Origin of the sequence: Nocardia sp. NPDC050413 (assembly GCF_040655475.1) — a bacterium.
Classification (GTDB): domain Bacteria; phylum Actinomycetota; class Actinomycetes; order Mycobacteriales; family Mycobacteriaceae; genus Nocardia; species Nocardia coubleae.
The window spans coordinates 444,795-469,733 of sequence record NZ_JBFAJZ010000001.1 but is presented as its reverse complement, the minus strand read 5'-3'; the positions used below and the strand labels follow the sequence as shown (position 1 = coordinate 469,733).

The 24,939-nt window shown below is 67.6% G+C and carries 26 protein-coding genes and 2 pseudogenes; 15 read left to right on the top strand and 13 right to left on the bottom strand.

Features of this window, described 5'->3' with window-relative positions:
* Positions 1-69: 69 nt before the first annotated feature.
* From AB0I19_RS02290 to AB0I19_RS02280, 3 genes are read right to left on the bottom strand one after another with little or no spacing between them, the layout of a single operon-like run.
* Positions 70-990 (bottom strand): LysR substrate-binding domain-containing protein, encoded by a 921-nt coding sequence (locus AB0I19_RS02290; RefSeq protein WP_357143522.1) that lies wholly within the window; start codon positions 988-990, stop codon positions 70-72.
* The gene (locus AB0I19_RS02285) at positions 987-1,571 is read right to left on the bottom strand and encodes a YdcF family protein (protein ID WP_357143520.1); all 585 of its coding nucleotides are present in this window, start codon (positions 1,569-1,571) and stop codon (positions 987-989) included. Before AB0I19_RS02285 ends, AB0I19_RS02290 begins: the two co-directional genes overlap by 4 nt.
* A 59-nt stretch (positions 1,572-1,630) precedes the next feature.
* Positions 1,631-2,611 carry a putative sulfate exporter family transporter gene (locus AB0I19_RS02280; protein WP_357143518.1) on the bottom strand — a complete coding sequence of 327 codons (981 nt, stop codon included), beginning with the start codon at positions 2,609-2,611 and terminating at the stop codon, positions 1,631-1,633.
* Between the two features lie 195 nt (positions 2,612-2,806).
* On the opposite strand from AB0I19_RS02280, the gene AB0I19_RS02275 reads away from it, so the two are divergent.
* Positions 2,807-3,067, top strand: a complete 261-nt coding sequence (locus tag AB0I19_RS02275) for a hypothetical protein (protein WP_357143516.1) — start codon at positions 2,807-2,809, stop codon at positions 3,065-3,067.
* Between the two features lie 45 nt (positions 3,068-3,112).
* Here AB0I19_RS02275 and AB0I19_RS02270 read toward each other — a convergent pair whose 3' ends face one another.
* A complete protein-coding gene (locus AB0I19_RS02270; protein ID WP_357143514.1) occupies positions 3,113-3,589 on the bottom strand; it encodes a hypothetical protein in 477 nt (158 codons plus the stop codon).
* Between the two features lie 96 nt (positions 3,590-3,685).
* Between AB0I19_RS02270 and AB0I19_RS02265 the strand changes: the two genes are divergently transcribed.
* Positions 3,686-4,210, top strand: a complete 525-nt coding sequence (locus AB0I19_RS02265) for a DinB family protein (RefSeq protein WP_225279572.1) — start codon at positions 3,686-3,688, stop codon at positions 4,208-4,210.
* On the opposite strand, the gene AB0I19_RS02260 is transcribed toward AB0I19_RS02265, so the two are convergent.
* A complete protein-coding gene (locus AB0I19_RS02260; RefSeq protein WP_181697471.1) occupies positions 4,211-4,861 on the bottom strand; it encodes an HAD family phosphatase in 651 nt (216 codons plus the stop codon).
* Positions 4,862-4,961: 100 nt separating this feature from the next.
* Between AB0I19_RS02260 and AB0I19_RS02255 the strand changes: the two genes are divergently transcribed.
* From AB0I19_RS02255 to AB0I19_RS02210, 10 genes are all read left to right on the top strand, one after another.
* Positions 4,962-5,633, top strand: a complete 672-nt coding sequence (locus AB0I19_RS02255) for a PaaI family thioesterase (protein ID WP_067489130.1) — start codon at positions 4,962-4,964, stop codon at positions 5,631-5,633.
* A gap of 177 nt (positions 5,634-5,810) precedes the next feature.
* A complete protein-coding gene (locus tag AB0I19_RS02250) occupies positions 5,811-6,581 on the top strand; it encodes a GntR family transcriptional regulator (protein ID WP_357143512.1) in 771 nt (256 codons plus the stop codon).
* Positions 6,582-6,809 (top strand): ferredoxin family protein, encoded by a 228-nt coding sequence (locus AB0I19_RS02245; protein WP_019046727.1) that lies wholly within the window; start codon positions 6,582-6,584, stop codon positions 6,807-6,809.
* Between the two features lie 17 nt (positions 6,810-6,826).
* A complete protein-coding gene (locus tag AB0I19_RS02240) occupies positions 6,827-8,254 on the top strand; it encodes an ABC transporter substrate-binding protein (protein ID WP_357143510.1) in 1,428 nt (475 codons plus the stop codon).
* Entirely contained in the window at positions 8,251-9,150 is a 900-nt protein-coding gene (locus tag AB0I19_RS02235; RefSeq protein ID WP_357143508.1) for an ABC transporter permease, read from the top strand. The genes AB0I19_RS02240 and AB0I19_RS02235 overlap by 4 nt, the downstream gene beginning before the upstream one ends.
* Entirely contained in the window at positions 9,147-9,881 is a 735-nt protein-coding gene (locus AB0I19_RS02230) for an ABC transporter ATP-binding protein (protein WP_357143506.1), read from the top strand. Before AB0I19_RS02235 ends, AB0I19_RS02230 begins: the two co-directional genes overlap by 4 nt.
* Complete coding sequence (locus AB0I19_RS02225; RefSeq protein ID WP_357143504.1) at positions 9,878-12,598, top strand: fumarate reductase/succinate dehydrogenase flavoprotein subunit; 2,721 nt, start codon at positions 9,878-9,880, stop codon at positions 12,596-12,598. Before AB0I19_RS02230 ends, AB0I19_RS02225 begins: the two co-directional genes overlap by 4 nt.
* A gap of 433 nt (positions 12,599-13,031) precedes the next feature.
* Positions 13,032-13,418 carry a VOC family protein gene (locus AB0I19_RS02220; RefSeq protein WP_357143502.1) on the top strand — a complete coding sequence of 129 codons (387 nt, stop codon included), beginning with the start codon at positions 13,032-13,034 and terminating at the stop codon, positions 13,416-13,418.
* A gap of 570 nt (positions 13,419-13,988) precedes the next feature.
* Complete coding sequence (locus tag AB0I19_RS02215) at positions 13,989-14,228, top strand: RNaseH domain-containing protein (protein WP_357145081.1); 240 nt, start codon at positions 13,989-13,991, stop codon at positions 14,226-14,228.
* Between the two features lie 225 nt (positions 14,229-14,453).
* On the top strand, positions 14,454-14,978 hold the full coding sequence (locus tag AB0I19_RS02210) for a hypothetical protein (RefSeq protein ID WP_357143500.1): 525 nt from the start codon (positions 14,454-14,456) through the stop codon (positions 14,976-14,978).
* Between the two features lie 818 nt (positions 14,979-15,796).
* Here AB0I19_RS02210 and AB0I19_RS02205 read toward each other — a convergent pair.
* Both AB0I19_RS02205 and AB0I19_RS02200 read right to left on the bottom strand, forming a co-directional pair.
* A complete protein-coding gene (locus tag AB0I19_RS02205) occupies positions 15,797-16,690 on the bottom strand; it encodes an immunity 49 family protein (protein WP_357143498.1) in 894 nt (297 codons plus the stop codon).
* Between the two features lie 182 nt (positions 16,691-16,872).
* Positions 16,873-17,256, bottom strand: a complete 384-nt coding sequence (locus AB0I19_RS02200) for a hypothetical protein (RefSeq protein WP_357143496.1) — start codon at positions 17,254-17,256, stop codon at positions 16,873-16,875.
* 430 nt (positions 17,257-17,686) lie between these two features.
* Here AB0I19_RS02200 and AB0I19_RS02195 point away from each other — a divergent pair.
* Both AB0I19_RS02195 and AB0I19_RS02190 read left to right on the top strand, forming a co-directional pair.
* Positions 17,687-17,934, top strand: a pseudogene (locus AB0I19_RS02195) (transposase); the annotation flags it as partial.
* A 241-nt stretch (positions 17,935-18,175) separates the two neighbouring features.
* Positions 18,176-19,426 carry a serine hydrolase gene (locus tag AB0I19_RS02190; protein WP_357143494.1) on the top strand — a complete coding sequence of 417 codons (1,251 nt, stop codon included), beginning with the start codon at positions 18,176-18,178 and terminating at the stop codon, positions 19,424-19,426.
* Between the two features lies 1 nt (position 19,427).
* Here AB0I19_RS02190 and AB0I19_RS02185 read toward each other — a convergent pair whose 3' ends face one another.
* The 4 genes from AB0I19_RS02185 to AB0I19_RS02170 all read right to left on the bottom strand — a co-directional run bounded on the left by AB0I19_RS02185 (position 19,428) and on the right by AB0I19_RS02170 (position 22,928).
* On the bottom strand, positions 19,428-20,552 hold the full coding sequence (locus AB0I19_RS02185; RefSeq protein ID WP_357145078.1) for a GNAT family N-acetyltransferase: 1,125 nt from the start codon (positions 20,550-20,552) through the stop codon (positions 19,428-19,430).
* Between the two features lie 103 nt (positions 20,553-20,655).
* Positions 20,656-20,946 carry a hypothetical protein gene (locus AB0I19_RS02180; RefSeq protein WP_174550258.1) on the bottom strand — a complete coding sequence of 97 codons (291 nt, stop codon included), beginning with the start codon at positions 20,944-20,946 and terminating at the stop codon, positions 20,656-20,658.
* A 195-nt stretch (positions 20,947-21,141) separates the two neighbouring features.
* Positions 21,142-21,783 (bottom strand): response regulator transcription factor, encoded by a 642-nt coding sequence (locus AB0I19_RS02175; protein WP_067639074.1) that lies wholly within the window; start codon positions 21,781-21,783, stop codon positions 21,142-21,144.
* Positions 21,780-22,928: a histidine kinase gene (locus tag AB0I19_RS02170; protein ID WP_357143492.1), complete on the bottom strand. Its 1,149-nt coding sequence runs from the start codon at positions 22,926-22,928 to the stop codon at positions 21,780-21,782. Before AB0I19_RS02170 ends, AB0I19_RS02175 begins: the two co-directional genes overlap by 4 nt.
* Positions 22,929-23,036: 108 nt before the next feature.
* Between AB0I19_RS02170 and AB0I19_RS02165 the strand changes: the two genes are divergently transcribed.
* Positions 23,037-23,585 (top strand): hypothetical protein, encoded by a 549-nt coding sequence (locus AB0I19_RS02165; RefSeq protein WP_357143490.1) that lies wholly within the window; start codon positions 23,037-23,039, stop codon positions 23,583-23,585.
* Positions 23,586-23,723: 138 nt separating this feature from the next.
* Here AB0I19_RS02165 and AB0I19_RS02160 read toward each other — a convergent pair whose 3' ends face one another.
* Both AB0I19_RS02160 and AB0I19_RS02155 read right to left on the bottom strand, forming a co-directional pair.
* Positions 23,724-24,668, bottom strand: coding sequence for an ABC transporter substrate-binding protein (locus tag AB0I19_RS02160; RefSeq protein ID WP_357143488.1), 945 nt, complete (start codon positions 24,666-24,668; stop codon positions 23,724-23,726).
* A pseudogene (locus AB0I19_RS02155) lies at positions 24,665-24,937 on the bottom strand (class II aldolase/adducin family protein); the annotation flags it as partial. The pseudogene AB0I19_RS02155 and the gene AB0I19_RS02160, both read right to left, overlap by 4 nt.
* Between the last annotated feature and the right edge of the window lie 2 nt (positions 24,938-24,939).

The following is a 24,939-nucleotide window of genomic DNA, read 5'->3' as shown; positions in this document are numbered from 1 at the left end:
AGCCTAGAGCTGTCCGTGCCGCCGACGCACCATTTCGCTGGACCGAGCGGTACACACCGGCCGAATTCGCTAGCGGCGGGCCTCTTCGAGGCGGGCGGCGCGCTCGACGAGGAGCCCGGCGGGGCCGGTCGGTGGGCTGCTACGCCGCCAGATGGCCCGGAACTTGCGGGTGAGGCGGGTGGCATCGGTCGAGGACACCTCGACCAGGGCGCCGGTGGCCAGATCGGGTGCGGCGATCAGGCGGCTCAGCACCGCCGGGGCCATCCCGGTTCGCGCGGCGGCGACGATGGCCGCGGCCGAGCCGAGTTCGGCGGCCGGGCCCGCCGGTGCGCCCGCGCTGCTGAGCAGGTCCCAGACGGTGTCGCGGGTGCCGGAGCCTGGTTCACGCCAGAGCAAGGCGGTGTGGGCGAGCTCGGCGAGTGTCACGGGGGTCTTCCGGCGCGCCCACGGGTGGTCCCGCGCCACGACGACGACCAGTTCGTCGGAGCCGAGCACGCGGCTGCCGAGCCCGGCCGGCGGGTGTGGACCTTCGACGAAACCCACGTCGGCGGCGCCGTCGCGGACCAGGGCGGCGACCTGGGTGGAATTCTCGACGTCCAGGGCGACGACGACCTCGGGATGGTCGGTGCGCAAGGCCGCCAGCCAATGCGGAATGCGATGATCGGCAATGGTTTTCGATGCGGCGATCCGCAGGCGCGTGGCCTGGGCGGCACGCAGCCGGTCGATGTCGTCGACGAGGTCGCGCACGGCCGCGAGCACCGGCCGCGCGTGCTCGACGACGGCGCGGCCGGCGTCGGTGAGTTCCGATCCGGTCGGCCCGCGGTCGAGCAGTTTGACCCGCATTCGGCGTTCCAGGGCGCTGATGCGCATGCTCGCGGCGGGCTGGGTGATGCCGTGGCGGCGCGCGGCGGCGCCGAGACTACCCAGCTCGGCGACCGACACCAGCAGATCGAGGACGTCGAGGTCGGGGGTTCCCGGTGGCAGCATCACGCACCGGTCGCGGGTGTGCGGCGCAGGTGCTTCGCGACCCCGTAGAGCGCGATCACCGGTTTGAGCGGCATCCACTCCCCGAATCGGTAGTCGCGCCCACGCACCAGGCGGGTAGCGAGCTCGGGGCTCTGCTCCGCGAGGTAGCGGCGGGCGACGGCGGCGTGCGTCGGCAGGGAGACGATCTTGATCCGATCGACGTCCTTCAGGAACGGGAGGGCGAAGGCGATGTTCTCCCAGGTGGATCGGCTGTTCTCCTCGAGCACGAGCTCACGGGTGTACCCGCGTTCGCGCGCGTAGCGGGCCAGCAGTGATGCCTCGGTGTCGGGCCCCGCGCAGGCACCGCCGCACAGGACCAGCCGCGATTCGCTCGCCCCTGGGTCGAGGGAACGCAGACCCGCACGTACCCGCCATCGGTTCATGGCGTTGGCGCTCGGTCCGGCATTGCGGTATCCGAGCACGACCACCGCTTCCGATCCGCCGGTGTCGGGGCGCGCCTCGGTTCGGGACGCACGCCAGTTCACCCACTCGCCCCACAGCATGACGCCGAGGGCGGCGGCGGCGATCCGGCTTCGTGTGCGCACCTCTCCAGCAAACCACGATGATCTCCGCCGGGCGCCGAATACGCACCTGACCTCGGGTTTCAGCACCAGCCGGTGAGCGCCATCAGCGCCAGGCTCGAGGTGCCGAGCACCACGCCGATGGCGCCGCCGAGGAGCAGCGGACGTGGACCCGCGGACCGCAGGCGGTCCAGGCTCAGGGACGTGCCGATGGCGGCCAGGACGGCGGTGATCAACCAGCCGCTCGTCGCGGCGAGTGGCTCGGTGAGAGCCGAGGGCAGGATGCCGGTGGCGGCGACGATGGACGCCGCAACGAACATCACGACGAACAGCGGGAAGCTCTCGCGCAGGGAGCCGGCAGTTGTGCCTGTTCGCTCGGCCAGCCGTCGCCGCCCCAGATGCAGGCCGAGGCAGAGCGGGATGATGGCCAGACTGCGGACCAGCTTCACCACAACGGCGAACTGCGCGGCGCCCGCCCCGAACACCACCCCGGCGGCCAGCACGGAGGAGGTGTCGTTGATGGCGGTGCCCGCCCAGAGTCCGAACGCCTGCGGCGACATCCCGATCGCCCGGCCCAGCGGTGGATAGACGAGTACCGCAACGACATTGAAGACGAAGATGGTGCCGAGCGCGTAGGCCACCCGTTGCCGATCGGGTCGGAGCACCGCCGTCGCGGCGGCGATGGCGGAGGCACCGCAGATGGTCGACCCGGCGGCGATCAGGGTCGCCGACTCACGGTCCACGGCGAGCATCCGGCCGACGACGAACGCGGCGACGGCACCGGCGGCGAGTGTGCCGACCAGGACGACAGCGGTCTCGCGCCCCACACCGAGCACCGAACCCATCGGCAGACCGAGCCCGAGCAGCACGATGGCCCACCCGAGCACCCGCTGCCTGGCCACGTCGAGGCCCGGCTCGAACCTCGCACTCCCCCGGCGCCGCAACCACATTCCGGTCACCGCGCCGGCGATCAGGGCAACCACCGGCGCTCCGGCCATCGGCAGCACCTTGCCCACCGGAGTGGCGACGGCGGCCAGCAGCAGGGCCAGACCCAGACCCGGCACGACAGTTCCTACGCGATTCACCTCCCCACCATCGCCGGGCCACGCACCCCCGGGTAGATCCCGATCCGCGACGAGCACATAAGCGTGGCTTATGCCGCGACACGACAGCTCCCGCGTGCTTGGACGAACGGTCCGTGGGTAAGGCGGAGGCAGAATCGAGCCGGCATGGAGTGCCGCCGAAGACAGGAGGATGTTGTGAGAGCTGGTTACCGGATCGTCACCGCCGCGGCCGTCGCGGGTGCCTTCGCCCTGAGTTCGGCCGCGGTGGCGAACGCCGAGGAACCCGAAGCGCCGAAGACCCCGCTGGTCCAGTACATCGAGTCCTGGCCACCTGCCCCGGAGAACTGCAACCGGGTGTGGGATCCCATCGAGGACGCGGTCGAAGACTCCGTCCCACCCCAGTACGAGGCCGAGTTCGAGGCATTCGACGACTGGTGCGAAGGCGACGAGGACTGACGGGAGGGTCGCCGCGGGTTCGTCACCGCGGCGACCTTTCCGCCGTCACCCGTCGTCGAAATCCGGTTCGGAAGTGAGTAGTTCGTCGGCTCGGGCGAGAGCCGCGTCGAGGTCGCCGGTGACGCTGTCGAGCAGGGACATGCCGTCGAGCATGTCGGTGAGTTCGGCGCGGAGGGCGTCGATTTCGGCGAGCGCGGGGTCGACGGTCGTCCACGCGACGGTGTCGGACCACCAGGTGTCGCGCTGGATCCAGGACCAGACGACATCGCGCACCAGCACCGCATCGGTGGTGAACAGGTGGCGGTGGTCGGTGCCCGCGATGTGCTCGATCTCGTAGGTGCCGTCGGGCAGGTAGCGGGCCTGGATGTGGTCCGGCCCCCGGGTGAGCAGGAGGAAGGGGTGGTCGGGGGCCGGGTTCACGGCGTCGGCGCCGAGGCGGGCGGGGTCGACGGCGCGTGGCGCGTCCGAACCGTCACCGACGTGGACAACGACCTCGGGCAGGTCGACATGCTCGGCACCCATCCGGCCAGTGTGCCGGACTGCGCGCCGAGACCCGTGACCGGCATCGTCGCGGTAATCGGACTGCGCGATCGGACGACGGCGACTAGCCTCGCACCCATGACCTGGCAGGCGCCCGAACTCGTGCCGACCCGCACCCTGGTCGGCGCCGACGAACGCCCGATGTTGCAGTCCTGGTTGGACTTCCACCGTCAGACGTTGCTCAACAAATGCGGTGGGCTAGACGCCGCGCAGCTGGCGAAACGTTCGGTTCCGCCGTCGAATCTGTCGCTGCTCGGGCTGGTTCGTCACCTCACCGAGGTCGAACGCGGCTGGTTCCGGGTTTCGGCCGCCGGCGAGGACATCGGCCCGGTGTACGCCTCCGAACTCGAACCCGACGCCGACTTCGACGACCTGGACTCGCGCCCGGCACCAGAGGTCTTCGACCTGTTCCACGCCGAAGTCGCCGCCTGCGACGCCGCGGTCGCCGACCTCCCCCTCGACCATGTGTTCCAGGTGCCGTGGCGCTCCGACGGCTACACGCTGCGCTGGGTGTATCTGCACATGATCGAGGAGTACGCCCGCCACAACGGGCACGCCGACCTGCTGCGCGAACGCATCGACGGTGTCACCGGCAGTTTCTGATCAACCGGTGATCACGTCGGCGGTGAGCTGATCGAGACCGTCGATGACCACCTCGGCCTGGGCGAGTGCCTCGGCCGAGGCCGGAAATTCGGGTCGCGGCACCGCGATCACCCGCATCCCCGCGGCGTGCGCGGATCGCAGACCGTTGGTCGAATCCTCCACCGCCGTACAATTGTTCGGGTCGACTCCCAAACGCTGTGCGACGGTGAGGTACACATCGGGCGCGGGCTTGCCGCGTCCCACCTCCTCGGTGGACAGCACGACCGCGAAACTCTGCATCAACCCCGCCTTCTCCAAGACGAGCGCGATCAGGGAGGCGGGAGAAGAACTGGCGAGCCCGAGCTTCCAGGAATCCGCGCAGCGCCGCACGGCGTCGACAGCGCCGGGCAGCAGCGGCAGGTGCTGGGCGTACTCGTCGGCCATCAGATCGATGACGTCGGCGGCGACCTTGTCGGCCGGTTGAGCGACACCGAGGTCGTCGGCCAGATACGACGACCACTCCACGGTCGACATGCCCATCATGCGCTGCTGCGAATCCGGTTGCCAGCGACCACCATTGACGGTGACGTAATCTTTGCGGACCTTTTCCCAGACGGGCTCGGAGTCGATCAGCACACCGTCCATGTCGAACACAACCGCCGCGATACTCATGCCAAGCCTCTCGCCGTCGATGATGATCGGCATCGAGCCTAACCGACCGGCGGCGGTCCCCCGCGCGAACGCCCAGCTCGGAAACGATAACGTGTTGCATATGGACGAGAAGAACGTCGGCGACTCGCGGCCCGACCAGACGCATCACGAGGGCGGCTTCCGGCCGATGGCCGAGCTCATCGAAGCGCGCGCGAGCGAGAGCGACACCCTGATCGGCGGACCGCACTACGGCGAGTTCATCGAGCAGGTGCGCGAGCTGATGGACCGCGCGCGACTGGCGAACCCGTCCGACGAGCTGGCCAAGGAGACGATCGTCGCGCTCGAGCAGCTCAATGCCCGTTTGGACGAGGCCGTGGTCGACGAGTGGTCCTCGCCGAGCTGGACGCGCACCGATCTACCCGCGCGCGGAAATATCACCCTGCCGCCGTACACGGTCGTCAGCGGTGACCGTGACGGGGTGACCGCGAAGGTCACCTTCCGCACCTTCCACCTGGGCGGCAACCAGGCCGCGCACGGCGGGCACATCTCGCTCGCCTTCGACGACATCCTCGGCATGACCGCCGCGCTGGCCACCGGTGCGGTGACCCGCACGGCCTCGCTCACCGTCGACTATCGATCAGTTACCCCGCTCAACCGGGAACTCACCGTGCGCGCCCACGCCGAACGGCGCGACGGCCGCAAGGTGTACCTGAAGGCGACCATGCACGACGGTGACCGTCTCTGCGCCGAGGCCAACGGGCTGTTCATCGTGCTCAAGCCGGGGCAGCCCTGACATTACGATCGGCCTGATTCCAAGGCCGTCCTCGTGGCGCCGGGTGGCGCAATACCCGTAGCGGGCCGGGTTCGCGCAGGTCGCGCGACCCGCCACCCGGCGCAAACAGATCGGCCCGATTTCGTGCCGTTCCGCGCGCCGCGGGCACCGGCGTAATCGCCACTATCGTCGCTGTTCATGCAGGTCAGCGAGAGAACAGGCACGAAAGAGCCGGGGCACGACCGGCGCGCCGATCGGGCTCGTCGCGTCGCCGACGTGGTGCGCCACCAGATCCTGTCGGGCGCGCTCGACGGCACGGTGCCCGGCGAACAGGAGTTGGCCGCCGAACACGGCGCCTCCCGCAATACCGTCCGCGCGGCGCTGGCGCTGCTGCGCGACGAGGGGCTCATCGACCGTGCCCCGAAGGTGGGCACCCGGGTGGCGGCCCGCAAGTTCGATCACGGACTCGACGTGCTGCTCGGTTTGCAGGAAACCCTCGCCGAGCACGGCACGGTGCGCAACGAAGTGCGTGTGGCGGGCACCGTCACCGCGCCGCCCGCCGTGGCCCGCAGGCTCGGGCTCACACCGGGCGAGCAGGTGGTCTACATCGAGCGGTTGCGGTTCCTCGCCGACCTGCCGCTGAGCCTGGACCTGACCTACCTCGTCCCGGACATCGGTGCCGAGGTGCTGGCCCATGATCTCGCGAGCACCGATGTGTTCGTCCTGCTCGAGCAGATCACCGGCCGCTCGCTCGGCGACGCGGAGATCGCCCTCGAGGCGGTGGCCGCCGACCCACACACCGCCGTCACCCTCGACGCCCCGGCCGGTGCGCCGCTGCTGATGCTCGAGCGGCTCACCCGCCTCGACGACGGCAGACCCGTCGATCTCGAATACATCCGCATGCGCGGCGATCGAATCACCATGCGCGGCAGCCTCGTGCGCAGCGCACCCGAATGGAAGGTCCGTTAGATGGCCCTCGTGCCCCAGCGCGCCGACGTCCCCGTGACGATCGACGAATCCCTGTGCATCACCGGCTGCACGTTGTGCGTCGACATGTGCCCGCTCGATTCCCTTGCCATTCACGAGGATTCGGGCAAGGCGTACATGCACGTCGACGAGTGCTGGTACTGCGGCCCCTGCGCCGCGCGCTGCCCCACCGGCGCCGTCACCGTCAACATGCCCTACCTGCTCCGCTGAACCCGGGAACCCCACGCATGAAGATCACTCGTTTGCTGCCCGTCGCCCTAGCCGTCGCTCTCGGCGCGGCCGGGTGCTCGCTCGAGAGCTCGACGGCCGCACCGGCCGGAACCGTCAAGGTCGTCATCGGCTATCAGTCCAAGACCATCAACACCGTCACCGCGGGCACGCTGCTGCGCGCGCAGGGTTACCTGGAACAGCGCCTGCAGCGCATCACCGATGCGGGTGGTGCGAAGTACCAGGTGGAGTGGCAGGACTACGACACCGGTGCGCCGATCACCGCCCAGATGGTGGCGGAGAAGATCGATATCGGGTCGATGGGTGACTACCCGTTGCTGATCAACGGTTCACGCACCCAGGCAGCCGAGCGTTCCCGCACCGAGCTGGTGTCGATCACCGGCTACAACCCCAAGGGTGCGCTGAACATGGTTGTGGTGCCGCAGGATTCGCCCGCGCGCTCGCTGACCGACCTGGCCGGTGAGAAGATCTCGGCCAGTGTGGGTTCGGCGGGTCACGGCACCCTGGTGCAGGCGTTGAGCCGGGCGGGCATCGATCCGGCGAAGGGTGTGGAGGTGCTCAACCAGCAACCCCAGGTCGGGGCGACGGCGCTGGAATCGCATCAGGTGAGCGCGCTGTCGCAGTTCGTGGCCTGGCCGGGTCTGCTGGCGCAGCAGAACAAGGCCAAGCTGCTCTACGACGGTGCCGAGCTGAATGTGCCGACCTTCCACGGGGTGGTGGCCCGGCGGGCGTATGCGGCCGAGCATCCCGAAGTGCTGCAGGCATTCCTTGCCGCGCAGCTGGACGCGACCGCCTTCCTCAACGAAAAGCCGTTCGAGGCAGCCGATCTCGTCGCGAAGGGGTCCGGTCTGCCGCAGGAGGTCGTGTACCTCTACAACGGTCCGGGCGGCACCAGCTTCGACACCACGCTCAAGGCGAAGCTGATCGAGGCGTTCAAAGGCGATGTGAACTATCTGAAGTCGATCGGTGACTTCGCCGACCTCGACATCGACGCGTTCGTCGAGGACGGGCCGCTGCGGCAGGCGTTCGCCGAGACCGGCCGCGATTACGACGCGACCCTGGCCGAGTCGACGAACCCCAGCAAGGTCACCGGCACCGACCCGGTGTGCGCTGTGCCCGTGACTGATCCAGCACTGGCCGGTGAGGTGTGGGTCGAGGGCGCCGACAAACCGCAGCCCGCCGCGAACCCCGACTGCCTGCTGCGGGCGGTGCAGGCCGCCGAGGCACAGGGCAAGACCGTTCGCGCGGCCTACGTTCCCGATGCGGAACTCGGCACCCGCTGGTTCGCGGACAAGGCGATCTGGTTGCGTGACGGCACCCGGTACCTGCCGTTCACCACCCAGGCCGCGGCCGACCGCTATAGGGGCACCCACCCGACAGCCATCACTGTCACCTACGACCAGGCCGTCGCGGAGGTTCGCGGATGACCCCCACCGCCCGCGCTGCCGCGGCACCCACCCCGACCATCGAGGCCACGGTGGCTCCCGCATCACCGGAAACGCCGGTCGGCACACTGTCCACCAGTGGAAGTGACGTAACCACCGCTGATTCCTCGTGGACTTCGCGGTTGATCCGGGTCGGATCGGTGGTGGCGGCGATCGGGCTGTGGCAACTGCTCACCGCCGGCGATGTGCGATTCGGGCTGCGGTTCGACACCCTGCCCACGGTGACCGAGATCGTCACCGAATTCGGGGAGCACCTGGGCAGCGGACAGTACTACCTGGATGTGGCGCAGTCGCTGATCCGGATCGTCACCGGGTTCGGGCTGGCCGCGGTCGTCGGGGTGCTGGCGGGCATCGGCCTGGGCCGGTCGCGGTTGCTGGCCGATGTGTTCGGTCCGCTGGCCGAACTGGTGCGGCCGATTCCGGCGATCGCGCTGGTCCCGGTGGCGATCCTGCTGTTTCCCAGCGACGAGTCGGGCATCGTCTTCATCACTTTCACCGCGTCGCTGTTCCCCGTGCTGGTGAGCACCCGGCACGCGACGCGCGCGCTGCCGACCATCTGGGAGGACGCCGTCCGCACCCTCGGTGCGTCGCGGCGCGAGGTACTCACCAGGGTGGTGGTGCCCGGGATCCTGCCCGGCGTGTTCAGCGGGTTGTCCGTGGGCATGGGGGTGGCCTGGATCTGCCTGATCTCCGCGGAGATGATCTCCGGTCGCCTGGGGATCGGCTACCGCACCTGGCAGTCCTACACCATCATCGACTACCCGGCCGTGTTCGTCGGCATGATCACCATCGGCGTGCTCGGCTTCCTCACCTCCGGAATCGTCGAACTGGCCGGTCGGCGGGCCACCCGCTGGCTGCCGAGAGAGGTCGTCTCATGACCATCGCCACCGCCGTCTCGACCGGCATGCGCCTCGATCTTGAGTCGGTGCGCGTCAGCTACGGCACCAGAACCGTTGTCCGCGACCTGGATCTGTCGATCGGCGCCGGGGAGATCCTCGTCCTGGTCGGCAAGTCCGGCTGCGGCAAGTCCACCCTGTTGCGTGCGATCGCCGGACTGCGCGAGCCGAGCGGCGGGACGATCCGGGCCGACGGTGATGTCGACACCCGGCCGTCGGCGGATCGGGCGCTGGTCTTCCAGGACGACGCGCTGCTGCCGTGGCGCACGGCTCGCGCCAATGTCGAACTGGCGCTGCGTCTTCGTGGTGTCGCGCGAGTGGAGCGCCGGGAACAGGCGCTGCGCTGGCTCGGCGAGGTCGGGCTCACCGGTTACGCCGACTATCTGCCTCGCGATCTGTCGGGCGGGATGCGCCAGCGTGTGCAACTCGCCCGCAGCCTGGCCGGTTCGCCGCGCGCGGTGCTCATGGACGAGCCCTTCGGCGCACTGGACAGCCAGACCCGCGCCGAGATGCAGCGCTTGCTCGTCGACACCTGGCGCGCACACCCCACCACCATCGTTTTCGTCACCCACGACCTCGACGAAGCGCTGCGCCTCGGCGACCGGATCGCCGTGCTCGGCGCCGGCACGCTGCGCGCGGTCGTCGAGGTCCCCGACCCGCGCGAACCGGTCGACCGCACCGCGCTGAGGTCCCGAATCCTGGAGTCACTGTGAACATTCCCGATCTGGACGACCGCGTCCGCCTCGACTGCGATGTGCTCGTGATCGGTGGCGGTACCGCGGGCACGATGGCCGCGCTCACCGCCGCCGAGGCCGGTGCGAACGTGCTGCTGCTCGAGAAGGCGCATGTGCGCCACTCCGGTGCGCTGGCCATGGGAATGGACGGCGTGAACAACGCCGTCATCCCCGGCAAGGCCGAACCGGAGGACTACGTCGCCGAGATCACCCGCGCCAACGACGGCATCGTCGACCAGCGCACCGTGTACCAAACGGCCACACGGGGTTTCGCCATGGTGCAGCGTCTCGAACGCTACGGGGTGAAGTTCGAGAAGGACGAGTACGGCGAGTACGCGGTGCGCCGCGTGCACCGCTCGGGCTCGTACGTGCTGCCGATGCCCGAGGGCAAAGACGTGAAGAAGGCCCTGTACCGGGTGCTGCGTCAGCGCACGATGCGCGAGCGGATCCGGATCGAGAACCGGCTCATGCCGGTGCGGGTGCTCACCGCCGACGGCCGCGCGGTCGGTGCGGCCGCATTGAACACGCGCACCGGCGAATTCGTCGAGGTGGCCGCGAAAGCGGTGATCCTGGCAACGGGTCCGTGCGGCAGGCTCGGGCTGCCTGCCTCGGGCTACCTCTACGGCACCTACGAGAATCCGACCAATGCCGGTGACGGGTACTCGATGGCCTATCACGCCGGCGCCGAGCTCTCGGGCATCGAGTGCTTCCAGATCAACCCGCTGATCAAGGACTACAACGGCCCGGCCTGCGCGTATGTGGCCAACCCGTTCGGCGGCTATCAGGTCAATGCCGAGGGTGAACGGTTCGTGGATTCGGACTACTGGTCGGGCCAGATGATGGCCGAGGTGAAGCAGGAGATCGAATCCGCGCGCGGCCCCATCTATCTCAAGGTGTCGCATCTGCCCGACGAGACGCTGTCTACCCTCGAATCGATCCTGCACACGACCGAACGCCCCACTCGCGGAACGTTCCACGCCAACCGCGGTCACGACTACCGCACCCACGACATCGAGATGCATATCTCCGAAATCGGTTTGTGCAGTGGGCATTCGGCCTCGGGCGTGTGGGTGGACGAGAACGCGCGCACCACGGTTCCCGGACTGTACGCGGCCGGTGACCTGGCGTGCGTGCCGCACAACTACATGATCGGCGCGTTCGTCTACGGCGACCTCGCGGGTGCGCACGCGGCGTCGACGCTGGCCGAGGTCGAGGCGCCGGGTTCGCTGCCCGCCGATCAGCTCGCCGAGGCCCACGAACTGATCTACCGTCCGTTGCGGCAGCCCGAGGGTCCGCCGCAGACCCAGGTCGAGTACAAGCTGCGCCGGTTCGTGAACGATTATGTGGCGCCGCCGAAGACGGCGGCGAAACTGTCGATCGCGGTGGAGACCTTCGAGCGGATGCGCGCCGAGGTCGACGGGATCGGTGCGACCACCCCGCACGAGCTGATGCGCGCGGTGGAGGTCCAGTTCATCCGGGACTGCGCCGAGATGGCCTCGCGCAGTTCGCTGACGCGCACCGAATCGCGGTGGGGGCTCTACCACGATCGCGCCGACCTGCCCGACCGCGACGACGAGTCGTGGAATTTCCACCTGAATCTGCGCAAGACCGCCGACGGTGAGATGGAATTCGTCAAACGATCGGTGGCGCCCTATCTGGTGCCGGTACCCGGTCTCGACGACGTGCCGTCGGCCGAGCCGATCGTCGAGGTGATCGCCCAGCCGGAGCTGGTCGCCACCCGGGCACCTCAGCGGGAGGCGCCGGTGCGCGAGGTTGCCGCGCCGGTGTCGCCGTCCTCGCCACGACTGGTCACGTTGCTCGCACTGGATTCACCTCCGGTCGAGGATATTTCGAGTTACTTGAACGATGCCGATCCGGTAGTTCGGGTAGCGGCGCTGTCGGTGTTGACCGAGAACACCCCCGAGGGATTCGCCGACGAACTGGTGCGTGCCCTCGGTGACGAGGCCGCCTCGGTGCGCCATGCGGCCACCGAAAGCCTGCGCGAACTGGTGGAGGTCCTGCCCGGGCCCGGCGAACTGGCCTGGCATCTCAGCTCCCCCGACCCGCTGGTGCGTGCCACCGTAGTCGATCTGCTGCGCGCACTGCGAGCAGGGACGACCACGGAATTCCGTGTCGCACTGGGCGATACGGATCATCGGGTGCGGATCGAGGCGGTGCGTGCGCTGGTCTCGCTCGACGACGACGCCGCGGTCGCCTCGATCGCAGGCGATGCCAACCGGGAGGTGCGCATCGCGGTCGCCCAGGGGCTTGCCTCGATCGGGGCGGGCGGTCACGAGGTGATCCGCACCCTGGCCGCCGACCCTGACCCGCTGGTCCGCGCCGCCGCGCTCACCGCCTACGCCGCCCTCGGCACCGACGACATCGCCGGTCTCGTCGCCGCACTGCGCGATTCCGCCTGGCAGGTTCGAGTCGGCGCCGCGAAAGGCCTGGCGGGTGTGAGCCCGGAGGTGGCGGTCGAACCGCTACGTGCGGCCCTGTCCGACCGCCATCTCGACGTCCGCAAGGCAGCGGTCCTGTCCCTGTCCACCTGGTTGGACAGCCCCACCGCACTCGACGCCCTCGAATCCGCGGTAACCGACCCCGACGCCGACGTCCGCGCCTACGCCCGCCGGGCGGTCACCGCCGTAGGCCGCACACCCGCCGCCGACCCCCTCCCGGCGGATGCGGTCGCCTGACAACCCGTTCGCCCCTGAAGAAGGGCGAGAAATGTTGGCGCAAAAGCATATTGGTTGGAAAGCGGCGGCGGGAGTAGTCGCAGGCGCGATGGTGATGTCCGGTGCGGTCAGGTCATCGGGGCGCAGCCGTACGGCGCCCCGGGCGTTCCGTACTTCACCATCCACGCCGGAGGCAGCCTGTGGGGTGGTGCACCCTCTACTTCCGTCCCCCACGGGCACCGGCATGGTCCGCACCGACTTCACGGTGCACAACAACGGCTTCGTCCCCCAGATGGTCATCTGCTCGGGAACCTCGGAAATCGTCTAGGACTGGATGCGGCCTCCCGGTCTCCCGAGGCCGCACCCTTCATATCGGCGACCACTGAACGGCTCCGGCTCACCGGGTGCCGCAATTGCGTGGTGTCGGGCGTGAAGTTTCGGGAATGATTGCACCATGGTCTCTCTGGTGCAGCACGTGGCGATCGATTGTGCGGACGCTTATGCGCTTTCGCTCTTCTGGAGCAGTGTCACCGGCAGCCCGACACATCCGGAGGACGGGCCGGGCGCCGAGGAGACTCAAGTCCTGCTCGCAGAGGGCCCGGTACTCCATTTCAACCAGGTACCCGAGACCAAGACGATCAAAAACAGAATCCATCTGTGCCTGCGCCCCGAAACCTCCCGTGATCAGGAGGTAGACCGCCTGCTCGGCATCGGCGCCACTTTCGTCGCCGATCACCGGAATCCCGACGGTTCGGGCTGGGTGATCCTCGCCGACCCCGAAGGCAACGAGTTCTGCGTGCTGCGCAGTGATTCCGACCGCCGCAAACCCACCCACCCCTAGGTTGTACTGCCCAAGCAGGTTGGTTGAGGGATTGTGACGACACACTCTCGGTGATCGTTGAATGGCGACGGTCTCCTGAGGTTCCCCGCTGAGCCGGAGAGCGAATTACTTGGTTCCGGCTGGAACCCGGCCATGGTAACTGGCTTCGTACTCGTCGGGCGATCGCCAACGAAGCCTCGTCTGGACACGCTGGGTGTTGTACCAGCCATCGATGTAGGCGAAGAACGGTGGATGCCCTACAGCATCGGCAATCTCGCCCACCACACTGGAGACCTAGGCACCGACAAACTCCGGGCTGCTGCCGGGCGACCCTCGCGCGCCCCGACCTCGCCGTAGTCCGGTGTGCCAACGAGGACAGTGTCGCCCAGCCGACCCATCGCGGCAACGACGGACCACCGCCGACCCCCACCAGCCGGATCTGCCACGCGCGTCGCTGTACGAGCACGACGAAGAGGAACGTTCAGCTGGCTTCTCGCCCAACCCACCCGCACATATCGAGCCGGGGCGGTGTCTGCTCGCGCTGGCGGTGCATACACGCGATAGACCGTCCCAGACGACAAGCAGGCCCTCATCGGAAAGGACTGGCACGGTCTGACCGCCATCGTCGGCGGCACCGCGAGCGAAAGATCGCTGTCGCCGCAGCCGGATCCTGGCCCGAACGCCACGTTCCGCTTCACTGCACGCCTGTGCCAACAGGCCGCGTCGTGGGATGACCGAACCCAAAGCCCGAGACCACTCCATCTCGCCCCACGGTCAGACCTCGACCACCCTCAACGAGCAGAGTTGCCCGAGGAAGCAGACGATTCCTAATTGACTGGACCGAACCTCGGCCTTTCGCTTCCATGCGCGATGCGCTCGGCGCGGTAAATACATGACACGTCCAGCGAGTGAATGCACGCGGCCCGCCCGGACGTCATGCGAGAATTCGGTGTGCCTGTGTCTCCGAGCCCCGAATCGACCTGCAAGCCAGACGGGCGCTCCCCCGCGTCCAGACTTCCCGGGCGTGACGACCTCAAGGACATGCTTCGAGAGGCCTTGGACGGGCTCTACGCCTTCGATTCATTCCATATAGGTGCAAATACGCACGAACGGACCGTAAGCGCGCACTTGGCGCGCCATCTGATTTCGGTTGTGCACGGTCGCAATTACACGGTCGATGTCGATTCTGACCACAACCGCATGGGACCCCGGTCGGCGGTCAGCGAACCTGTCGACGACGCACCCGAGAGCGATGGCGGCAATCAGATCACCAAGCGCGTGACGTACGACGATGGTGTCGAGCGCGACGTGTTTCCCGATGTGATTGTCCACAGACGTACATCCACCACGTGCAATTTGCTCGCGATCGAGGTCTGTAAGGCGGATAGCAGTGCCGCCAAACAGAAGAGGGATCTGACGAAATTACGACATTACGGAGGTCAACTGGGCTACCAGAACACGGTTCTTGTTGTACTCGAGCGCCCGCCCCTCTGGCAATGGCTCGAGCCGGGGGCCTCTGACGCAAAGAACGAAATCGCCTTAGTACCGGTACCGCTGGATACATCCGCTCCACAGAAGTAATAGTGGGGTGCAGGTGCACGAGTTAGTCCGACCACATGAACCCACACAGCGCGTAGCCCTGTGTGCCGCTACGTGCGCTGGTCGCCCAGATGCCGAGCAAGATTGTTCGTCTCCGTCCTCGACCTGGCACCGACGGCCGCCAGACGTCCCTCGAGGAGCACCAGCTTGCTGTCGATCATGTTTGTGCTCGTTCAGTTTTGCGTGCAGGCGCAGCGCCCCGCCGCAGAGCTCGGTACAGTTCACCGAATCCGAAGCGAGCCAAATCGAAGCCCTAGCTCGATGGTTCGGGACGGTCTGGCCTTCTCACCTCCGGTCGAACCTATGTAGCCTTGTCGTCTGGACAAGCTACATCGGCAGCCTGTATTTGCCAGGTCTGGCACAGAGCTTCGGTCCGGACGTAGGGTCCTGTCTGCCCGCTGGGATCCTGTGAGGGACCCTTGACGCCGATCGACCGTCAGCTGACGCATGCCCTCAGAGCGGCCCGAGAAACAGCTTCTCGCCTTTAGCGCCTACAGACCTTCAATACGAAGGCGAATTTCCTGGGTTCTTTGCCGAGATTCTTGCCGATGCTCACACCGAGTACGCCGACTCTGGCGAAGAAGGGTGCCTGTACCAGGTCCCGGTTGACCTCGCCCCCGAGATCACAGATTTTCGCGAGGATGACATCTTGGACCTCACCGAACTCGCGTGGGTTGACTGACAGATCGGGCTGTCAGCAATGCGCTGAGATCGGCAGTTGCAGACGTCTGCGAGATCGTTTGCAGGCCAGAGGATCTGCCTACTCAAACGACCGCGCAGCGGCATGAACGGACATTGGTCTAGATCACGAATTCGCCGCGCCAGCTACCTTCAACGAGGTGTCTGGGAATGTACTCGGATTCGACGGTGAGGTTCACACCCATGTCCTTGGCCATGCATGTCATGGCGAGCACACCCAGGGCTATGCATCCCTCCAGATCCTTCTCTCGATCCGGACTTTCAGTCCAGTACGCGTGGTGGTGCCCCAGCGCTTCGACCAGTGCCTCGTTGAATCTGTCGTCATGGCAGAGCAACGTGTAAAAGAGATTGATCGGCTGATACGCGATGCGACCCAGGTAGTCGCCGGGCATGATCGTCGCGACCTCTGGATAGGAGGTTCGAATCGTGGTCATCAACTTTTCGGCCCATTCCGGCTCTTGCCGGTACCAAGTTTGCAACGTGTCGACCCAGCTGAACAGGAACTCATCGACAAGTACGTCCGGGTTCCGCAGACGTCCGATCGGTACCCGCGAAAGCAGTTCCAGCCGTGCGCCATCGGCGCAGATGACGGCTAGATAGAAGGTCGTCAGCCAGGTATGGACCGTCCCCTTGGCGATCGGCCCGATCGCGGGCAGCCGACGAACCTCATCGGCGATGAAACACTCGACTACCCCTTCTGCCCGATCGATGATCTGATACAACGCTGTCCCGACCTGCAATGCGTGAACCACCGCCTCCCAGGTCTCGATGCGAGATCCGGTCGGATTCACCGCGCATTGGTTTACCAGCGACGTTTGCGCCACCATGCAGGTCACGTCGATCATGTCCGGCGCCTGCTCCAACAACGAGATTTCTTCCGCGACACGCTTTCTCATGTCCTGTGCCGCCTCGACCCAGTCGGGGCTCGTCATCCAATGCGTTGGGACCGCCAGCACAGCTTTTCCACCGATCTTACTCGAGATGCTTTCCGACACAGCCTATAACCGCTCGGCACCCGACCTCCCCGCCGATCCCCGAGCCGTCAACGCGCCGGGCGAGATCTGTGTGTGTTCGCGAGATCGTCTGGCGGCCAGCCGAACCCACATGCTCAGCGGCAGAAGAGTCTCCGAGGTTAGCCGCGCCGACGGTTCAGATTCATGCCGGTAGGCATCGGTCCCTATGTTTCCAGGCTGGCGCGCGCGGCTCTCCAGTGATTGATGAACTCCAGTCCGTTGGTCCGCGCAAGACCGGCCAGCGTTTCGGCTGGTATGGCGACCTCGGGGTGAACTCCGTACTGCTGCTCGTAAGCGCGTACCGCATCCAGCCCGCCGTCATCGCGGGCGGCGAGCACCTCGGCCAGCGACGTGGCAGCGGTGTAGGTCAGGTTCGGACCTACCGCCTCGATATGCCGGGCGACCCGGCTCGCCGAATCGATTTCGTCCCAAAACGTGGTGTCTTCGAATTGCCAAGTCGCATAACGGAAACTGGCAGCGATGAGGGTTCGTGATGGTGATTCGTGAACATCTTCGCTCGGTGTCGGTGACAACGTGCCACCCGTCACAGGTCGCGGACAAAACCATCTACGGAATAGCGCAACCTTCGAATATGTGACTACCCCCGGTTGCCTGCAGCACAATTATCTACAGCCGACCGATCCACGCTGACTGCGAGCACTAGAGCTTCGACACGTCACGCAACCAGCGCCGTGCTGACTACTCGTCGCTCCTTATCCGGAATGCCCCCGGTGCCACGTGGCGCCAGATCCAGGCTCTAACCGTGGCAGCGCGATCAGCCGAAGATCGCGCACGTTCTCAGCGCACCATATCGATCAGCAGCTCTGGCAGGTTGGTGAGTACGCCGTTACGCCGAGGTCGACGAGTCTCCTCAGATCGCCCTCGGGGGCATCGGCGTTGATGTCGCCCAAGAACGTGTCTGCACAGGTCCATACCGGCACTCTGCGCGCGACAGCGCTTTCGACGAGCTGAGCGCCGGCACGCTGCGAGGACCGCATCCGGGCTGCGAAAGACACTGGGTTACGCAATCTTCCGTTCAATTCCTTCGACTCGAACCGGATCTGGTTGGCGGTGGTCGCGCTCCCTATGGATCTGACCGCATGGATGCAAACCTGGCCCTGCACGACCACGACGCGCGCCGTTGAGAACCCAAAACGCTACAACTACGGCTGTTCTCCGCAGCCGGACGCATCGCCCGCCATGCCAGCAAAACCCGGCTACACCTGGAGCCAAGGGGGCTCGAGCCCCTGACCCCCACGCACCGGTTCGCGAATGAGATCAGACCGAGTAGTCATCGACGATCACCAGGCGTTTTCCGGTTGCCTATATTCTGCGTGTCCTGCCGGGGAATCGAACCTGCGACGCTGGTTAGAGCTTTGGCCGCGTGCCTTACGAAAGGCGACCGCTGACGTGAGCGTGCTTCACTGATGGGAGCAGGTCAGGAGCCAGCATCGGTAGGCTGGCCCGATGAACTCACCTACCGGCGCACTGGTGACAATTGCCGATGATCTGGACTCGGTGACGACGGTCGGGTATGAGGACGATCCGGCCGACGCCGGGTCCACCCGTGCCGATGTCGAGGCGTTGTGGGCTTCGGTGCGGGACTGGTATTCGATGGGTACGACGCCGGCCATTCAGGTGTGTTTGCGGCGCAATGGGAAGGTTGTGCTGAATCGGGCCATCGGGCACGGGTGGGGTAATGCGCCTGCCGACGGGCCCGACGCGGAGAAGATTCTCGTTACGCCAGACACGCCGTTCTGCGGGTTCTCCACCGCGAAAGGTGTTGCCGCGACGGTGATGTCGATCCTGATCGAGCAGGGTGCGTTCGCGGCGAACGATCCTGTGTGCGACTACATCCCGGAGTTCGCCTCGCATCGCAAGGGGGCGATCACCATCGGTGATGTGTTGTCGCATTCGGCGGGCATTCCGTTCATCACCCCGCCCTACCAGGGGGCGCAGCTGGCGATCGACGAAGACCTCGCGGTCGAGGCGCTCATCGCACTGCGGCCCAGCTGGCCACCGGGGCGCTTCCGCGTGTATCACGCGCTGACGAGCGGGCTCATCCAGCGGCTGCTCGTGCAGCGGGCGACCGGCAAGCGGATGCGCGAGCACTTGGCCGAGCAGGTCCTCACGCCACTGGGCTTCCGCTGGAACAATTTCGGGGTCGACCCGGCCGACGTCGACAAGGTGGTGCCGAGCGTCAAGACTGGTCCCCCGCCCTCGCGGCTGATGCTGTTCCTGACGAACAAGGCGGTCGGCGGGCGCATGGACAAGGCTTCCAAGGCGACCAACGACGCCTTCCTCACCGCCGAACTGCCGTCGGGCAACCTGGTGACCACCGCCGAGGAGTTGTCCCGGTTCTACGAAATCCTCGCGCGGGGTGGCGAATTGGACGGGATCAGGATCCTCGAACCCGACACCGTGCGCACGGCGATCAGCCCGGCGGACCGCATGCCCGGTGCCGCGGGCCGGGTGAGCCGCGCCGGTTTCGAACTGGGCGCGCGGCGATCGAAGTTCGGCCCCGACACCGAATTCCATTTCGGACGAAGCGGTTTGACGACCCAGTACGGCTGGGCCGACCCTATCCGCGGACTGTCCGGGGCAATCCTCACCAGTGGCAAAGCCTCGACCGACGCGAAGCGACCGTGGCAACTGGTCGCCCAGGTGTCGCGAACCCTGCGTCCGCTCGGCCCCAGCGAGCAGCTCTTCCGTCCGTGAATCAGAAGAAGGTGCCGCTGAAAGGCTGTGTGGGCGTGGCGAACAGGGCGTCGGCGGCGTCCACGGAGCCGGGGCGGTGCTCGACGACGCGGCCCGCGAGGGCCAGTTGCGCCCACGTCGACCCGCCGAGGTAGACCGCGCCGAGGGTGGCGACATCGACGCTCACGTCGGGTGCGTCGTCCACGCGGGTAACCGCGTCGGCTGCGACCCGGTACCTGCCCGTATTGGCGGACAGGATCGCGTCGTCGACCTCGATGATCACCGGCGGCGCGTCCCGATAGGTACGACGGGCCAGCGCCGCAGCCACATCGACCAGCCGCAACCAGGTCTCGTCTCGCACGGCAGCGACCTGGACCGCGCGTTCGTCGGCGAACAGGTGCCGCAGCGGCGCACCGACCGGGGCGAAGGCAATGGTCACCTTGTCGACCAGATCGACGGTGAGCAGGTGTCGGATCAACCCGATGTAGGCCTGCGGGGTGGTCGCCACCAGGTCGTCCACCACGATCACCCGTTCGGGGCTGGTGAACCAGCTCGCGGTGTCGACGGGGTGGTAGCGAGCGAAACCGTCCTCGGCACCGGCGGGGCCGTGCGTCACGGTGTACAGCGGCGGGGTCGCGCCGAGTTCGCGCCGTGTCCACCAGTACTCGGGACGGGCGATCGCACCGGTCCAGGAGACATCGGCGGTGGCGTAGATCTGCGGGAACAGTTTCCAGGCCTGACCAGGCTCGACGAACCGCACCGGCCCGGAGCCGGGCACGGTGTCACGCAGGCGAGCACGGGAGCGACGGATGTCGAAGGTCGCGAAGGAACTGGCCACGCCGTAGCCGAAGCGTTCGTAGATGGAACCCTCCGACGCGCGCAGGGTGGCGACGACTTCACCGCGGTCGGCGATGTCGTGGAGCTGGGTGCGCAGCAGGCTGGTGAGCACGCCGCGGCGCGTATGGGTTGGCAGGACACCCACATGGGTGACGGCGGCGTGCGGCACCCGCGTGCCGCCCGGCACTACCAGCCAGCTCGTATAGGACTCGGCGGTGCCGACCAACTGCCCGTCGATGCGGGCGCCGAGCGTGCGTCCGGGTTCGGACAGGTGGTCGCTGTCGGGCGGGGAAGGTGGCAGGCCGACCATCGCCGCGCGGAACACCGCGCTCGCCGCATGGAGATCTTCGTCGGTGTGCAGGGTGGCTACGTGAACACTCACTCCACCACTGTGCCCGATCGGCGCGGGCGGATCAGGCTCCGATGACCGCGTTCATGATGGTGCCCGCGCTGGTGGCGACCGCGCCGCCCGCCATCGCGCTGGCGATCATCTTGGGTGACTGCAGGCCGCCGCCGTTCCACTTCTCCCAGGCGAAGCGGCCGCCGCCGTAGGTGATGGCGGTGACGCCGGACAGCAGGATCATCCAGGTGAAGTACCGGCCGAGCTGCAGCACCTTGTCGGCCATGGGCGGCGCCTCCGGCGTCGGGTTGCCCACCTGCGCGAGAACGATGCCATAGGTGTCGTGCACAGCGGCCAGGATCATGCTCACGATCGTTGCTCCTTCGTCGGTTGTTCGTTGTGACGCCGATGTCGAGAACGCGTGACGCGGTAGAGCCAGATCTATTGAATATTCAACCTCAGGCGGGTCGGGTGGCATGCGCGACACTCCGCAGGCCACCTCCGCGCCCTGACATGGGTATTGAACCGGCGTGCCCGTTTCAAACGGCACGAATTGGCGTCACGGAAATTCGAGACCGACCTGTGCCGCGATGACAGCGGCCTGCACGCGTGACTGCACGCCGAGCTTGCTCAGCACCCGCGAGACGTGCGTTTTCACCGTCGCCTCACCGATTCGCAGGCGGGTGCCGATCTGCATATTGGACAGGCCCGCGCCGAGACCGGCCAGCACTTGCCGTTCGCGGTCGGTGAGGGCCGAGAGATCGGGTGGAGCGGTTTCCTCCGCGCGCGGAAGGGCGGCGATCACCGCCCGGGTCACCTTGGGGTCGAGCACCGCGTCGCCGTCGGCCACCGCCCGGACGGCGCGGACCAGGTCGTCGCCGCCCACCGATTTCAGCAAGAACCCGCTCGCGCCTGCCGACAGCGCGCCGAGCACGTAGTCGTCGATGGCGAAGGTGGTGAGGACCAGGACTTTGGCGCTGGTCTCCGCGACGACGGCCGCCGTGGCCGCCAGGCCGTCGACGCGGGGCATGCGCACGTCCATCAGGACGACGTCGGGGCTCAGCGCCTTGGCCTGGCGGACGGCCGCGGCACCGTCGGCCGCTTCACCGACCACCCGCACCTCCCCGGTGGCCTCGAGCAGCATCTTCAGGCCCGCGCGGATCGCGGCGTGATCGTCGGCCACCAGCACGGTCACCGTCATCTGGCCTCCAGGGGGATCCGGACCCGAACATGCCATCGGCCGTCGCGGGCGCCCGCCGTCGCGGTGCCGTCCATCGATTCGGCGCGGAACATCATGTTGCGCAACCCGTTTCCGTGGCCTGTCGCCACCTCCGAACCGAGGGGGTTGCTCGCCTCGACCACCAACCCGGCGCCCTCTCGACGCAGTTCGATGTCCAAGGGCGCGCCCGGTGCGTGTTTGGTCGCGTTGGTGATGGTCTCGCCGAGGATCCGGGTGACCACGGCCTCGACCGCCAGCGGCAGCGACAGGTCGGCGGGCCGCCGCAGCGACACCGACCCGCCCGCCGCCTCGGCCGCCTCGATCAGGCCGTCCAGCGAGGCCAGCCGGGTCGTGACGGCGCTGTCGTCGGGTCCGGTGAGCAGTTCGATCGTGGTCCGCATCTCCTCCATGGCGGCCAGGCTGCTCGACCGGATCGTTTGCAGGACACCGATATTGCCCGGGTCGCGCTGCGCGACCTCGGCGAGGATGGCGACGGCCGAGACGTGACCGGCGACCGCGTCGTGCAGGTCGCGGGCCAGGCGCCTGCGCTCCTCCCCGATGGCGGCGGACCGTTCGGCGTCGCGCGCGGCGAGTTCGGCGCGACCGGCGTCGCGTTCGGCGTCGACCATCCGCCGGGAGGCACGAACGGCCCGGCCGTAGCCGAGGGGCGACCAGGTGAGCGCGACCCCGATCAGACCGGCGTAGAGCGCGGCCCGCACCCCGAGCAGGGCCAGGGCGAGCAGCGCCCCACCGACGGTCACCAGGAACGCGAACCAGCCGACCACCACCGACAGGCGGGCCGACCCGGTGCTCACCGCAAGGAAGATCACGTCGGTCAGCGCGATCCACAGCGGTAGCGAGGGCCCGAAGACGAAGTCGCCCGCCAGCAACACGATCATCAGGCCGAACGCGAGCGCGGGCCTGCGCTGCGCGGTGAGCTGGATGGCGAGGGCGGCGAAGAGCAGGGCCAGTTTCGCGGCGGGCGGGTAGAGATCGCGGTCGACGACGATGGACCAGCCACCGACCCCCCACAGCAGCAACCCGACGAGGAAGACCCCGACGGCCGCGGAGGTGGCGCTGTCGAACGCCTCCACGAGCCGGTCCATGGGCGCGCGGACGGTGGGCATCTGCTCATTCCAGCACATCGGGCGGTGGTAGACGTCCCCCGAAGGACGGACCCGCCCGCGACCGGAAGCCGGATGTGCCCACCGCGCCCGGTTCGGCACCCTGAACGCATGAACGAACTGACGAACCCGGTACTGCTGACGATCGCGGGGTGCGAGATCGGCTTCTGGGTGCTGGTGGTTGGCGGGTTGGCCCTGCGCTACCTGCTCCGGTTGCGCCGCGCCAGCACCGTGACCCTTGCGCTGGTTCCCGCGCTGGACGTGGTGCTGGTGGTCGCCGTCGCGATCGACCTGCATCGCGGCGGTGAAGTGACGTTCGCGCACCGGATCGCCGGGATCTACCTCGGGTGCACGGTGATGTTCGGACCGCGCATGATCCGGTGGCTGGACGAGCGCTTCGCCCACCGCTTCGCCGGCGGACCCGCGCCCGTCCGGGTGCCGAAATACGGGCCGGAACGCACCCGCAAGGAATGGGCCGACTTCGCCCGCTGGCTCGGCGCCGCCGCCATCGCGGGCGCGCTCACCCTGGCGCTGAGCTACACGGTGGCAGACGCCGAGCAGCGCGAACAGCTGATGGGGATCTTCGGTTCGCTCGGCGTGATCACGGTGATCTGGTTGCTCACCGGACCGGTGTGGGTGGCGGGGTCTCGGCGGAGTTGATCTGCGGCGAACCGTCGCCGACCGGCACGCCGCACGTCAACGGCGGCGAACCGTCGGCCAAGCGCCGAGAGCGGACAGCAATCGCATCCGTGCCCTGAGCGCCCGAATCGGCCGCCCAGGGGCATTCGATGCGGAGGCTCAGACCGTGGTGGTGGCCTGTTCGCCGATCAGCTCCCCGATCCACGGACGCACCGCCGACCGCACCTCGATCGCGCGCGGGAGCAATCCGTTCGCAGCGAGGAGGTCGGCAGCCCGCTGCTGTTCGTCGAGGAAGTCCTCGCTCACGGGGTGCACGCCGAACGGCCGCCCGCGCAGCGCCGCCTCCCAGGCGTCGAGATCGGCGGGGATTCCGTGGCGGAGCGCGTCGTCGACGAAATACTGCGCCGCGGCCCGCGGATTCTCGACGATCCAGGCATCGGATTCCCGCAGCGCCGCCAGCACCGCCTCCACGGTGTCGGGATCGCCTTCGGCAAGGTCGCGGCGGGTGAACCACAGGGACGGGTGGCTGAAGACCGAGGCGGTGTCGACCAGCGTGGTGAGATCGGCGGCCGCCTCGACGTCCTGCAGACCGGGGTACGTGCCGACCCAGGCATCGAGCTCACCGGCCAGCAGTGCCGCACCGCCGTCGCGCACGTCCACGTCGATCGGTTCGACATCCGCCCAGGTCAGGCCGACTTTGTCGAGAGCGAACAGCAGCAACGTGGTCTGCCACGAACCGTGGGCGATGCCGACCCGCTTGCCCCGCAGGTCGGCGGCGGAGGTGATGCCACTCGCGGTGGTCGCGACCAGCCTGCCGTTCTCCACGCGCGGGCCCGAGATGCCGAGGTAGACGATGTCGCGACCGTTGGCGAGCGCGGTGAGCGGTGGGGTGAAGCCGGTGCCGATGATGTCGTAGCCGCCCTCGGTGAACAGCCAGTCCGAATGTTCCCCGGGCAGTGCGGTTTTGGGGTCGACCCGGGCGGGCCGGGGCAGTTCGCGCAGGTCGACCCAGTCGACCTCGGGCAGCAGCCGTTCGAGAATGCCGCGGTGGCGCAGGACGAACAGGGAGTTGTTGTGCGGGAAGTAGCCGACCCGGATGCTCATCGCGCGTCTCCGATCAGGCCGAGGCGGCGGGCTTCGTCGGCGAGCCCGCTGCGCTGCCACTGCACCGCCAGGTTCGAGGGATCGAATTCCACCGAACCGCCGAGGGTTTCGGCGATCGCCTGATACTGCGCACCCTCTTCGAGCAGCACCACGAATTTCGCCAGTTCCAGCAGACCGGCACGGCCGATCACATTGGCCCCGCCGTTCGCCTCGAAGATGGCTGCCAGGTGCGGGTCGGTCTCGAGCTTGCTCAGGATGAAGTCGCCCGCGC

Coding starts and splice junctions, on each gene's coding strand:
- AB0I19_RS02270 (WP_357143514.1), bottom strand. CDS start 3,589: ATGGGTGCCGAGCATGTCGACCTGCCCGAGGTCGTTGTCCACGTCGGT.
- AB0I19_RS02265 (WP_225279572.1), top strand. CDS start 3,686: ATGACCTGGCAGGCGCCCGAACTCGTGCCGACCCGCACCCTGGTCGGC.
- AB0I19_RS02260 (WP_181697471.1), bottom strand. CDS start 4,861: ATGAGTATCGCGGCGGTTGTGTTCGACATGGACGGTGTGCTGATCGAC.
- AB0I19_RS02255 (WP_067489130.1), top strand. CDS start 4,962: ATGGACGAGAAGAACGTCGGCGACTCGCGGCCCGACCAGACGCATCAC.
- AB0I19_RS02250 (WP_357143512.1), top strand. CDS start 5,811: ATGCAGGTCAGCGAGAGAACAGGCACGAAAGAGCCGGGGCACGACCGG.
- AB0I19_RS02245 (WP_019046727.1), top strand. CDS start 6,582: ATGGCCCTCGTGCCCCAGCGCGCCGACGTCCCCGTGACGATCGACGAA.
- AB0I19_RS02240 (WP_357143510.1), top strand. CDS start 6,827: ATGAAGATCACTCGTTTGCTGCCCGTCGCCCTAGCCGTCGCTCTCGGC.
- AB0I19_RS02235 (WP_357143508.1), top strand. CDS start 8,251: ATGACCCCCACCGCCCGCGCTGCCGCGGCACCCACCCCGACCATCGAG.
- AB0I19_RS02230 (WP_357143506.1), top strand. CDS start 9,147: ATGACCATCGCCACCGCCGTCTCGACCGGCATGCGCCTCGATCTTGAG.
- AB0I19_RS02220 (WP_357143502.1), top strand. CDS start 13,032: ATGGTCTCTCTGGTGCAGCACGTGGCGATCGATTGTGCGGACGCTTAT.
- AB0I19_RS02190 (WP_357143494.1), top strand. CDS start 18,176: ATGAACTCACCTACCGGCGCACTGGTGACAATTGCCGATGATCTGGAC.
- AB0I19_RS02185 (WP_357145078.1), bottom strand. CDS start 20,552: ATGGTCGGCCTGCCACCTTCCCCGCCCGACAGCGACCACCTGTCCGAA.
- AB0I19_RS02180 (WP_174550258.1), bottom strand. CDS start 20,946: ATGATCCTGGCCGCTGTGCACGACACCTATGGCATCGTTCTCGCGCAG.
- AB0I19_RS02175 (WP_067639074.1), bottom strand. CDS start 21,783: ATGACGGTGACCGTGCTGGTGGCCGACGATCACGCCGCGATCCGCGCG.
- AB0I19_RS02170 (WP_357143492.1), bottom strand. CDS start 22,928: ATGCCCACCGTCCGCGCGCCCATGGACCGGCTCGTGGAGGCGTTCGAC.
- AB0I19_RS02165 (WP_357143490.1), top strand. CDS start 23,037: ATGAACGAACTGACGAACCCGGTACTGCTGACGATCGCGGGGTGCGAG.
- AB0I19_RS02160 (WP_357143488.1), bottom strand. CDS start 24,668: ATGAGCATCCGGGTCGGCTACTTCCCGCACAACAACTCCCTGTTCGTC.